Here is an 11,561-nt window from a genome sequence, read left to right as displayed (position 1 = left end):
GAAATTTTTCCTGCGGCATCGAGGCGCAATTGTCGTACGGGGCGGGGCAAACTGCTATCTTGAAAATCGACGCCAGCTTCGGCGCGAACCGATTTGATCCGAGGGAGCAGACATGAAGGCATTGAAACGTGCGGCGGCCGCCCTTGCCGTGCTTGGTTTGGTGGGTGCGGGCCAGGCCCATGCGGCGTGTCCGTCCAATGGCCAGATGAACCAGACGCAACTCAACAGCACCTTCCCGGGCAACACGGTATGTGCCGTGCGCGGTAGCGACCGCTGGCAGGAGTTCCACCAGGCCGGCGGCGCGCTGATCGACTGGAAGATGGGGCCGGGCCACGCTGTCGACCCGACCAAGCAGGTCGGCTCCTGGAGCGTCAATGGCACGGGTGCCAGCGCGCGCATGGTGTACAACTACGGCTCGGGCGGGACCTACTCCTACCGTGTCGTTGATAACGGGGGTGGTGCCTACAGCTTCTGCAACGGCGACGAAGTCCACAACGCCACCGTCCGGCTTGGTCAGCAGTCCTGCGGCTTCTGACGGATGCAGTGCCCGCCCGGCCTGGCCACACGCGCCGGCTGACGCTGCCGGCGGTGCCGTGGCAGGGGTGACCCGGCGGGTCGCCCCTACAGGGCGCGGCGGCTAGATCAGGATCTCGGCAACGCCTGGATGGCCGAGAAAGCCTTGCGGGCTGGCGCTGGCGCCGTAGGCGCCTGACTGGAACACCACCACCAGGTCGCCGACCTCGGCCGCTGGTAGCGCCATGCGGTCGGCGATGAGGTCGAGCGGCGTGCACAGCGGGCCGACGACCGACACGGCCTCGCCGCCCGGCGCTGCCATGCGGTTGCCGATCGCCACCGGGTAGTTCTTGCGCAGCACCTGTCCGAAGTTGCCGCTGGCCGACAGGTGGTGGTGCAGGCCACCGTCGGTCACCAGGTAGGTGTGGCCGCGCGAGACCTTGATGTCGGTGATGCGGCACACGTAGACACCGGCTTCGCCGACCAGGTAGCGGCCGAGCTCGAGCACGATGCGCGCGTCGGGCAGGGCCGTTGCGGCCTCGGCCACGATGGCGCCGAGCGCCTCGCCGATGGGGGCCAGATCCAGGCGCTGCTCACCCGGGAAGTAGGGAATGCCGAAGCCGCCGCCGAGGTTGAGCGTGCGCACCGGCGCCGGGGCGTGCTCGGCCAGGCGCAGGGCGAGGGCGAAGCTCTTTTGCTGGGCCTCGACGATGGCCTCGGCCTTCAGGTTCTGCGAGCCGGCGAAGAGGTGAAAGCCCTCGAAGGCCAGCCCGGCGTCGGCGATTGCCCGCAGCAGCGCCGGCACTTGTTCGGCATCGACGCCGAAGGGCTTGGGGCCGCCGCCCATCTTCATGCCCGATGACTTGAGCTCGAAGTCCGGATTGACGCGCACCGCGACGCGTGCCGGCACACCGAGCGCGTCCGCGGCCCGCGCCAGCAGCGGGAGCTCGCGAAAGGATTCCACATTGACCAGGATGCCGGCGGCCACTGCCTGGCGCAGCTCCTCGTCGCGCTTGCCGGGGCCGGCGAAGCTGACCTCCTGCGCGGCGGCGCCGGCATTGAGGGCGACCTGGAGTTCGCCGGCCGAGGCGACGTCGATGCCGTCGACGAGACGCGCCATGTGGCCGACCAGGGCGGGCATGGGATTGGCCTTCATCGCGTAGTGCAGTTTCACGCTCGGCGGCAGGGCGCTGCGCAGTTGCGCGACGCGCTGCTCGAGCAGGCGGCGGTCGTAGGCATAGAAGGGCGTGCGCCCGACGCGCGCGGCGAGCCGGGTGAGCGGGATGCCGCCGACGAGGAGTTCGCCGGCGCGGACCGGGAACTGATCCATGGCGGCATGGGCGGGCGGGGCTTTGGCGGCGGGAGCGGTCATGGTCGAGGCGCGGGTCGGTGGTTACAGGCAGGCGAGGCAGGTGTTGCCGGCGGGCGCGGGGCGCCCCTGTCTCATTCGGCGGCAAGCGCCTTGCGATCGAGCTTGCCGTTGGGGTTACGGGGCAGCGGGCCGTCGCGCACCTCGATGCGGGTGGGCACCATGTAGGCCGGCATGCGGGCACGGCATTCGGCAAGCAGGGCGGCGGTGTCGAGCATGCTCCCCGGCAGCGCGGTGGCGATGACGGCGATGCTCTGGCCCAGCGTCGGATGCGGCAGGCCGAAGGCGACGCATTCGCCGACCAGCCCGGTGGCGTACAGGATCTCCTCGACCTCGGTGGGGCTGACGCGATAGCCGGAGGTCTTGATCATCTCGTCGCGCCGGCCGATGAAGTAGAGGAAGCCCTCCTCGTCGCGGCGCACCGTGTCACCCGAGAACACCGCGACCTCGGGCAGCACCAGGCCGGCCTCGCGGCCCGGCGCGTGCGCAGGCAGCGCACGGAAGCGCTCGGCAGTGCGCTCGGGGTCGTTCCAGTAGCCCATCGCCACCAGCGCGCCGCGCTGCACCAGCTCGCCCGGTTCGTTGGGCGCGCATTCGCTGCCGTCCTCGCGCAGCACCAGCACTTCGGCGTCGGGGATGGCCTTGCCGATCGAATCGGGCCGGCGGTCGATCTCTTCCGGCGCCAGGTAGGTGGCGCGAAAGGCCTCGGTGAGGCCGTACATCAGGAAGGGGCGTGTGCGCGGCAACTGGCTGCGCAGGCGGCCGAGGGTGTCGAGCGGCATGCGCCCGCCGGTGTTGGCGATGTAGCGCAGGTGCTCGCCGACGGTGGCCGGCCATTCGAGCTGGGCGAGCTGGATCCACAGCGGCGGCACGGCGGTGAGCCCGGTGACGCGCTCGCGCTCGACCGCCTTGAGCACGTCGCGCGGCAGCAGGTAGTTGAGCAGCACGACCCGGGCGCCGGCGTGAAAGGCGGTGGTGAGCTGCGACAGGCCGGCGTCGAAGGACAGCGGCAGCGCGGCGAGCAAGGTGTCGTCGGCGTGGTTGCCGAGGTAGGACGCGACGCTGCGCGCGCCGGCGACCAGGTTGCGGTGCGACAGCACCACGCCCTTGGGGCGGCCGGTGCTGCCCGAGGTGTACAAGATGGCGGCCATGTCGGCGTCGATGACGCGGTGGCCGCTGCGCGCCGGTGCCTGCACCACCTCGTCCCACAGAAGCACGCTGGCGCCGTCGAGCTGCGGGCGCTCGGTGCAGCGGCCGACGAGCACGACGTGGCGCAGGTCGTGGCAGCCGGCGAGCGTCGCCGCGAGCGTGGCCAGGCGCTCGGGCGTGGTGACGAGCACGCGCACACTGCAGTCGTGCACAATGTGGCCGACCTGCTCGGCCTTGAGGATGGGGTTGACCGGCACGAAGACGCCGCCGGCGGCGCTGCAGCCAAAGGCGGCCACGACGAACTCGGGGCGCTTGTCGAGGTAGAGGCCGACCCGTTCGCCGCGTGCGAGCCCGAGCGCGACGAGTCCGGCCGCGAAGGCGTCGACGCCGGCCTGCAGCGTGCCGTAGCTCATCGGGCTGCCGCCGCTGACGAGCGCAATCCGTGCGGCGTCCTGCGCGGCGGTGGCGGAAACGAGGTGGTGGAGAAGGTGGCTGACGTGCATCACGACCCTGCATCAGTGGTTCTGTTTTGTCGCAGTGCGCAATCTGCGCGTGCGCCGGAAGTATAATGCGCGCCTTTTCGTGCCGTACTGACAGATGGCGCAGCCCTGTCCGTGATGGAGAGATGATGTCCGACGCAATTCACAATGAAGTGCTGGCGCTGCTGGACGACGTGCTGAGCCTCGATGGGCGCGCCCTGGGCTTCAGCGCCGACACGCCCTTGCTGGGGGAGCTGCCCGAGCTCGATTCGATGGCCGTGATTGCCGTGATCCACGAGATCGAGGCGCGCTTCGGCATCGAGGTGCCCGACGACGAGGTGGATGGCAATTCCTTTGCCACGGTGGGCACCGTGGTCGATTTCGTCACGCGCCTCAGCGCCCGTCAGCGCGGCTGAGCAGCCCCGCGCCTACGCGGCGACGAAGGGAAAGACCAGCGGCACCAGCGCGAGCACCACGAGCGAGTAGGTGAGGCTGACCGGCAGGCCCGCGCGCAGGAAGTCGCGCATGCGGTAGCGCCCCGCCGAATACACCATCAGGTGGGTCTGGTAGCCGAAGGGAATCAGGAAGCCGGCGCTCGCCCCATAGGCCACCACCATGATGAAGGGCGTCGGATCGACACCGAAGGCACGCGCGGTGCCGAGCGCGATCGGGAAGGCGAGGGCGGCGGCCGCGTTGTTGGTGACCAGCTCGGTCAGCACCAGGGTGATCAGATAGACCCCGACCAGCGCGGCATGCACGCCGTAGCCATCGAACAGGGCGCGCATCCAGCCCGCCATCAGCGCCGCCGCGCCCGAGCGTTCGACCACGCCGGCGATGGTGAGGGCGGCGCCGATCACGACCAGCAGCTCGAACGGGAAGCGCCGGCGCATCTCGCTCAGCGTCAGCAGGCCCGAGGCGAGCAGGCCGGCCAGCAGCAGCAGCAGCCCGGCGAAGAGCGGCAGCCAGCCGAGCGCGGCGAGCAGGATGACGAGGCCGAAGGCCGACAGCGACGCGGTGCTCTGCGGCGCGGACATCCTGGGCCGTACCCCGGAGCCGTTGAGGACGTGGAAGTTGCGGTCGAGATTGCGGTGCTGGAAGAAGTCCGGCCCCGCCGCCAGCAGCAGGCTGTCGCCGACGTGCAGCGGGATGCGGCCCAATTGACCGGTGAGGCGCTTGTCGCCACGGCGGATGCCGACCACGCCGGCGTCGAACATGGTGCGGAAGTCGACCTCGCGCAAGGTGCGGTTGGCGATATCCGACTCGTTCGACAGCACGACTTCGACCAGGTTGGACTTGAGCAGCGCATCGGCGCCCGCGCCGAACACCTCGAGGCCGGCGAAGCGCTGCAGCGCCTGGACCTTGCCGATCTCCCCCGTGAACACGAGCACGTCGTCCGCGCGCAGCACCTCGGCCGGGCCCACCGGCGAGATCAGCCGGCCTTCGCGCTCGATCTCGAGCAGGAACAGGCCGTCGAGGCTGCGCAGGCGGTTGTCCTCGATGCTGCGCCCGATCATGGGCGAGCCGGGCATCACGCGCGCCTCGAGGAAATAGGTGGAGCGCGCCTCGCTGTCGGTCGAGCGATTGGCCGGCAAGAGGCGAGAGGTGAGCGCCAGCACGCCGATGCAGGCGAGCGCCACCGGCAGGCCGACCAGGGTGAACTGGAACATGTGCAGCGCGGGCAGGCCGGCCTCGACGGCGAAGGAGTTGACCACGAGGTTGGTGGAGGTGCCCACCAGCGTGGTGATGCCGCCCAGGATCGAGGCGTAGGAGAGCGGAATCAGCAGCTTGGACGCCGGGTGGCGGCGCTGGCGGGTGACGGTGCCGAGCAGGGCGCCCACCACCGCGGTGTTGTTCATGAAGGCCGAGGCGAGGCAGGTGAAGCTGGCGAGCCTGAGGGTGGCGAAGGCGGTGCGACCCTTGAGCAGCAGCTCGGACAGGTGATCGAGGAAGGGCGAGCGCTCGAGCGCGAGCGACACCAGCAGGAGCAGGATCAGCGTGGCCAGCGCCGGGTTGGAGAAGCTCGACAGCACGGCTTGCTGGCTGGCCAGGCCGAGCAGGTGGTAGGCCCCCGCCCAGCTCGCGAACAGGACCGCGGGGCTGATGCGGCCATGGATGAGCAGGGCGAGCAGCAGCCCGATCGAGCCGAGGACGAGATAGGCCGTCATGCGCGGGGCGGTGGCTCGAGGGCTGAGACTGAGACCTGGGGCCGGCCCTCAGGCCGCCCCGCTGGCGACGAAATGCGGGTTGTCCAGCCCGGGCTTGCCGTAGCGCAGGGCTTCGCCGGCGAGCGTGCGCACCTGGCCACCGGCGGCGGCCAGCACCGCATGGCCAGCGGCGATGTCCCACTCCATGGTGCGCCCCAGGCGCGGGTAGAGGTCGGCTTCGCCGCTGGCGACCAGGCACAGCTTGAGCGATGAGCCCGCGTTCTTCAGCGCGGCCACGGTGCGACCGGCGAGGAAGGCGTCGAGCGCGGCCGCATCGCCGTGCGAGCGGCTGGCGACCACGGTAAGGCCCTCGGCGGGGACGCGGCGGCAGCGGATGGGCGTGCGCACCTGGGCTTGTTCGACGAAGGCGCCGACGCCGCGGGCGCCGAGGAAGAGGCGGTCGATGGCCGGTGCCAGCACGGCGCCGAGCACCGGCACGCCGTCCTCGACGAGGGCGATGTTGACGGTGAACTCGCCGTTGCGGCTGACGAACTCCTTGGTGCCGTCGAGCGGATCGACGAGCCAGAAGTGGCGGCCGATCGCGGGCAGGCGGCCGGCGGCGACGGCCTCCTCGGCGACCACCGGCACGCCCGGCAGCAGGCGCTCGAGGGCCGGCACGATCAGCGCTTCGGCGCGCTCATCGGCGGCGGTGACGGGCGAGGCGTCGTCCTTGCCGCGGACGCTGAAGTCGGTCCGGTAGATGTCCATGACCACCTCGCCGGCGGCGCGGATGACGGGAACGAGATCTTCGAGCAGCGTGGCGAGGGGAAGAGCGGACACGAGACGGATTCCTTGCTTGAGGCCCGGGCGGGCGTGGGGCCGGACGCCACGGGGGGCGCGTGTTGGCCATGACGAGTGGCGTAGTTTAGCGGCCGCCTATATATTGCGTCGGCCTCGCGCTCGGGAATCTGCTGCCGACCGCGCATTTTTTCCGCCTGCGGCCACGAATGCGCGTACCACGCGGTGTCGAATGCGCGATCATCCGCCTCAATGTCCCTGTCCTTGCGATGCCCATGTCCAGTCCCGCTCCGATCAGTCTGACCCACCTGCAACGGCTCGAGGCCGAAAGCATCCACATCCTGCGCGAAGTCGTCGCCGAGGCCGACAACCCGGTCATGCTGTACTCGATCGGCAAGGACAGCGCGGTGATGCTGCACCTGGCGATGAAGGCCTTCTACCCCGCGGTGCCGCCGTTTCCGCTGCTGCATGTGGATACGCGCTGGAAGTTTCGCGACATGTACGTGTTTCGCGACCGCATGGCCAAGGAAAGCGGCATGGACCTGCTGGTGCACATCAACCCGGATGGTGTCGAGAAGGACATCAACCCGTTCACGCACGGCTCCGCGATCCATACCGACATCATGAAGACCGAGGGCTTGAAGCAGGCGCTGGACAAGTACGGCTTCGACGTCGCCTTCGGCGGCGCGCGCCGAGACGAGGAGAAGTCGCGCGCCAAGGAGCGCGTGTTCTCGTTTCGCACCGGGCAGCACCGCTGGGACCCGAAGAACCAGCGTCCCGAGCTGTGGAAGCTGTACAACGCCAGGAAGCACAAGGGCGAGTCGATCCGCGTGTTTCCGCTGTCGAACTGGACCGAGCTCGACATCTGGCAGTACATCTACCTCGAGGACATCCCCATCGTGCCGCTGTATTACTCCGCGGTCCGTCCGGTGGTGGAGCGCGACGGCACGCTGATCATGGTCGATGACGAGCGCATGCCGCTGCATCCGGGCGAGGTGCCGATGATGCGCAGCGTGCGCTTCCGCACCCTGGGCTGCTATCCGCTCACCGGGGCGATCGAGTCGGCCGCCGCGACGCTGCCGCAGATCATCCAGGAGATGCTGCTGACGCGCACGTCGGAGCGCCAGGGGCGGGTCATCGACCACGATTCGGCGGGCTCGATGGAAAAGAAGAAGCAGGAGGGGTACTTCTAAATGGCACACGTTTCCGAGCTCATCGCCAGCGACATCGAGCAGTACCTGAAGAGTCACGAGAAGAAGGGCCTGCTGCGCTTCATCACCTGCGGCAGTGTCGATGACGGCAAGAGCACGCTGATTGGCCGCCTGCTGTACGAATCGAAGATGCTGTTCGAGGACCAGCTCGCCGCGGTCGAGGCCGATTCGAAGAAGTGGGGCACGCAGGGCGAGGAGATCGACTTCGCGCTGCTCGTCGATGGCCTGGCGGCCGAGCGCGAGCAGGGCATCACGATCGACGTGGCCTACCGCTTCTTTTCCACCGACAAGCGCAAGTTCATCGTCGCCGACACCCCGGGCCACGAGCAGTACACCCGAAACATGGTCACCGGCGCCTCGACCGCCGACGTCGCGGTGGTGATGGTCGATGCACGCAAGGGCGTGCTGACGCAGACCCGGCGCCACAGCTATCTGGTGTCGCTGCTGGGCATCCGCCGCATCGTGGTGGCGATCAACAAGATGGACCTCGTCGGCTATGCGGAAGGCGTGTATCGCCGCATCGTCGACGACTACAGCGCGTTCGCGCAGCAGATCGGCCTCGAGGGCGTCACCTTCATCCCGATGTCGGCCTTCAGGGGCGACAACATCACCGCGCCGAGCGATGCCATGCCCTGGTACCACGGCACCACGCTGATGGGCTATCTGGAGACGGTCGAGGTCGACGACACGGTGATGCAGCGCGCGCCCTTCCGGCTGCCGGTGCAGTGGGTGAATCGCCCCAACCTGGATTTCCGCGGTTTTGCCGGCGCGGTTGCGAGCGGGGTGGTCCGGCCCGGTGATCGCGTGCGGGTGCAGCCCTCCGGGCGCGAGAGCACGGTGGCGCGCATCGTCACCCGCGATGGCGACCTGGCGCAGGCGGTGGCCGGGCAGTCGGTGACGCTGACGCTCGCGGACGAGATCGACATCTCGCGCGGCGACGTGATCTCGACCGTGGCGGCGCCGGCCGAGGTGGCCGACCAGTTCGAATGCACCATCATCTGGATGCACGACGAGCCCATGCTCGCCGGTCGCCCCTACCTGCTCAAGATCGGTGCGCGCACGGTGACGGCGACGGTGACCGACATCAAGTACCAGGTGAACGTGAATACGCTCGAGCACGTGGCGGCGAAGAAGCTCGAGCTCAACGCCATCGCCGTGTGCAACCTGAGCATGGATCGCGCCGTCGCCTTCGATCCCTACCGCGTTAATCGCGACACGGGCGGCTTCATTCTCATCGACCGCCTGTCCAACAACACGGTCGGCGCCGGCCTGCTGCACTTTGCGCTGCGCCGCGCGCACAACATCCACCTGCAGCATGTGGATGTGAACAAGCAGGCGCGCGCCGCGCTCAAGCACCAGCGCGGCTGCGTGGTGTGGTTCACCGGCCTGTCGGGCGCGGGCAAGTCCTCGATCGCCAACCTGGTCGAGAAGAAGCTGCACGGGATGGGCCACCACACCTACCTGCTCGACGGCGACAACGTGCGCCATGGGCTGAACAAGGATCTGGGCTTCACCGACGCCGACCGTGTCGAGAACATCCGTCGCGTGGCCGAGGTCGCCAAGCTGATGGTCGATGCCGGCCTCATCGTGCTCACCGCCTTCATCTCGCCCTTCAAGTCCGAGCGGCGCATGGCGCGTGCCCTGGTCGAGGGCGGCGAGTTCGTCGAGGTCTTCGTCGATACGCCGCTCGAGGTGGCGGAGGCGCGCGACGTGAAGGGGCTCTACAAGAAGGCCCGGCGCGGCGAGCTGAAGAACTTCACCGGCATCGACTCGCCTTACGAAGCCCCGGAAGAGCCCGAGCTGCGCCTGGACACCACCCAGCTGGATCTCGACGCCGCAGCCAACGCGGTGCTCGGCTGGCTCGAAGCCAAGGGCATGATCGAGCGTTGAGCCGACGGCGGGTGCGCCGCCGGGCGGTGAGGTGCGGCGCGGCGCTCAATCCTCGAGGTCTTCGAAGGCCTCGGTAGGCCTCAGATGCAGGTCGACGCTTTGCAGGTGGAGCGCCGCGCCGTCGCCCTCGCTCTCGAGTAGCAGCCAGTGGTCGGCCTCGCGCCGATACAGCTCGAGGCGGCGATGATCGATATCGACAATGAGGTATTCCTGCAGGTCGGCGAGCTTGCGGTAGGCGGCGAACTTGTCGCCGCGGTCGTAGGCCGCGGTGGCGTCGGACAGCACCTCGACGACCAGGCGCGGATGCTCGATGGCGAGCTCGGCCCGGCGGTCACGCTCGTCGCAGGTGACCATCACGTCGGGGTAGAAGTAGGCATCAGCCGCGGCGACGAAGAGCTTCATGTCCGCCACATAGGTGTGGCAGCGGCTGCCCTTGAGGTGCGATCGCAGGCGTGCGTAAAGGGCGCCGGCAACCAGCGCATGCTCGCGCCGGACGCCGACCATGGCGAACACCTCGCCGGCGATGTACTCGTGCTTCTCGGGCTGCTCGGCCTCCCAGTCGAGATAGGCCTGGCGGGCGAGCGGCGCGGCTTCTTGTGCGTGTCCCATTGAGAGGCTCCTGGTGGCGTGCCGGTATTGTGGGCGAGCCGGGAGCATCCATCAATCCGGGGGGCTCACGCCGGCCGCCGGTATCCGCCCGCCACCCCGCGTGGCGACAGCACGATCTGCCACAGCTGGTTGGTACGCGCGCGGAAGGTGCCGGCGCAGGCGAGCAGGTAGTAGCGCCACATGCGGTAGAAGCGTTCGCCGTAGCGTGCGGCGAACTGCGGCCAGGCGGCTTCGAAGCGGGCATGCCAGGCCATCAGCGTGCGGTCGTAGTCGGCGCCGAAGTTGTGTACGTCCTCGACGATGAAGCAGTCTTCCGCCGCGTCGGCGATCTGGCCGAGCGCGGGCAGGTCGCCGTTGGGAAAGATGTAGCGGTCGATCCAGGGGTCGGTCGGGGTGCGACGCAGGTTCTTGCCGATGGTGTGGAGCAGGAACAGGCCGTCCTCGTTGAGGCTGCGCCGCGCCATCTCGAAGAAGGCGCCGTGGTTCTTGGCGCCGACGTGCTCGAACATGCCGATCGAGGCGATGCGCTCGAAACGTTCGCGGCCGTCGCGGTTGAACTGGCGGTAGTCCTGCAGGCGGAAGCTGACCGGCAGTCCGGCGCAGCGTGCCTGGCCGTGCTCGGCCTGCTCGCGCGAGATGGTGAGGCCGACGCATTCGGCGCCGTAGTGCTCGGCGGCGAACTTCATCAGGCTGCCCCAGCCGCAACCGATGTCGAGCAGGCGCATGCCCGGTTCGAGCCCGAGCTTGCGGCAGATGAGGTCGAGCTTGGCGGTCTGCGCGTCCTCCAGCGTGTCGGCCTGTGCCCAGTAGCCGCAGGTGTAGGCGAGGTGGCGGTCGAGCATGGCCTCGAAGAAGTCGTTGCCGAGGTCGTAGTGCATCTCGCCGACCTGCCAGGTGCGGCGCAGGTTCTGCAGGTTGAAGAGGCGGGCGCGCAGGCCCTGCACCACCAGCGCGCTGGTGCCGACCTTCTCGTCGAGGCGGGCGCGCAGGATGCGGACGATGAATTCATCGAGCTGCACACAATCCCACCAGCCCTCCATGTAGCTCTCGCCCAGCCCGAGGCTGCCGCGGGCGAGGATGCGGTCGGCGGTCTGGCGTTCGTGGATCACCATGTCCCAGGGACGCTCGCCATTGAGCTCGATGTCGGCCTCGGCCAGGAGTTGCGCGAGCGCCCGCAGCGACGGGTCCTGCAGCGACGCGCTCGGCAGCGGACGCAGGCTGCGGCGACCGCCTTGATGGCGGGGGCTGCGCGGCAGTGCGTGCGGCGCAGCGGTGCGCGCAAGCCCGGGCACGGACGGGGCGCTGCGGTCGTCGGGCGAGGAGCTTTCGGCTGTGCTCTCCATGCTGTACTCCGCAATCGATGGCGCAGATTTAACCAGTCTGACCCCATTGATTCGTT

Annotated in this window: 10 protein-coding genes; 4 read left to right on the top strand and 6 right to left on the bottom strand. The window is 68.9% G+C overall.

What is annotated here, in order from left to right:
* The first annotated feature begins 112 nt into the window (after positions 1–112).
* The gene (locus ACMV5O_RS00485; protein ID WP_416161624.1) at positions 113–535 is read left to right on the top strand and encodes a hypothetical protein; all 423 of its coding nucleotides are present in this window, start codon (positions 113–115) and stop codon (positions 533–535) included.
* A gap of 102 nt (positions 536–637) precedes the next feature.
* Here ACMV5O_RS00485 and ACMV5O_RS00480 read toward each other — a convergent pair whose 3' ends face one another.
* Entirely contained in the window at positions 638–1,885 is a 1,248-nt protein-coding gene (locus ACMV5O_RS00480; RefSeq protein ID WP_416161623.1) for a pyridoxal-dependent decarboxylase, exosortase A system-associated, read from the bottom strand.
* Positions 1,886–1,956: 71 nt separating this feature from the next.
* Positions 1,957–3,534: an acyl-CoA ligase (AMP-forming), exosortase A system-associated gene (locus ACMV5O_RS00475; protein WP_416161622.1), complete on the bottom strand. Its 1,578-nt coding sequence runs from the start codon at positions 3,532–3,534 to the stop codon at positions 1,957–1,959.
* A 125-nt stretch (positions 3,535–3,659) separates the two neighbouring features.
* Here ACMV5O_RS00475 and ACMV5O_RS00470 point away from each other — a divergent pair, with 125 nt between their 5' ends.
* Positions 3,660–3,926, top strand: a complete 267-nt coding sequence (locus tag ACMV5O_RS00470; protein ID WP_416161621.1) for an acyl carrier protein — start codon at positions 3,660–3,662, stop codon at positions 3,924–3,926.
* Positions 3,927–3,938: 12 nt separating this feature from the next.
* On the opposite strand, the gene ACMV5O_RS00465 is transcribed toward ACMV5O_RS00470, so the two are convergent.
* Together ACMV5O_RS00465 and cysQ are read right to left on the bottom strand one after the other, a co-directional pair.
* The gene (locus ACMV5O_RS00465; RefSeq protein ID WP_416161620.1) at positions 3,939–5,675 is read right to left on the bottom strand and encodes an SLC13 family permease; all 1,737 of its coding nucleotides are present in this window, start codon (positions 5,673–5,675) and stop codon (positions 3,939–3,941) included.
* Between the two features lie 48 nt (positions 5,676–5,723).
* Positions 5,724–6,494 carry a 3'(2'),5'-bisphosphate nucleotidase CysQ gene (cysQ, locus tag ACMV5O_RS00460; RefSeq protein WP_416161619.1) on the bottom strand — a complete coding sequence of 257 codons (771 nt, stop codon included), beginning with the start codon at positions 6,492–6,494 and terminating at the stop codon, positions 5,724–5,726.
* 233 nt (positions 6,495–6,727) lie between these two features.
* Between cysQ and cysD the strand changes: the two genes are divergently transcribed.
* Both cysD and cysN read left to right on the top strand, forming a co-directional pair.
* Complete coding sequence (gene cysD, locus ACMV5O_RS00455; RefSeq protein WP_416161618.1) at positions 6,728–7,645, top strand: sulfate adenylyltransferase subunit CysD; 918 nt, start codon at positions 6,728–6,730, stop codon at positions 7,643–7,645.
* Positions 7,646–9,553 (top strand): sulfate adenylyltransferase subunit CysN, encoded by a 1,908-nt coding sequence (gene cysN / locus ACMV5O_RS00450; protein WP_416161617.1) that lies wholly within the window; start codon positions 7,646–7,648, stop codon positions 9,551–9,553.
* A gap of 45 nt (positions 9,554–9,598) precedes the next feature.
* Here the strand turns inward: cysN and ACMV5O_RS00445 are convergent, their stop codons facing one another.
* Together ACMV5O_RS00445 and cfa are read right to left on the bottom strand one after the other, a co-directional pair.
* Positions 9,599–10,162, bottom strand: coding sequence for a Uma2 family endonuclease (locus tag ACMV5O_RS00445; protein ID WP_416161616.1), 564 nt, complete (start codon positions 10,160–10,162; stop codon positions 9,599–9,601).
* A gap of 65 nt (positions 10,163–10,227) precedes the next feature.
* A complete protein-coding gene (gene cfa, locus ACMV5O_RS00440; RefSeq protein ID WP_416161615.1) occupies positions 10,228–11,505 on the bottom strand; it encodes a cyclopropane fatty acyl phospholipid synthase in 1,278 nt (425 codons plus the stop codon).
* Positions 11,506–11,561 lie beyond the last annotated feature (56 nt).

The organism is Thauera sp. WH-1 (genome assembly GCF_047806685.1).
Taxonomy (GTDB): domain Bacteria; phylum Pseudomonadota; class Gammaproteobacteria; order Burkholderiales; family Rhodocyclaceae; genus Thauera.
This window is presented reverse-complemented; position numbering and strand designations above follow the sequence as displayed.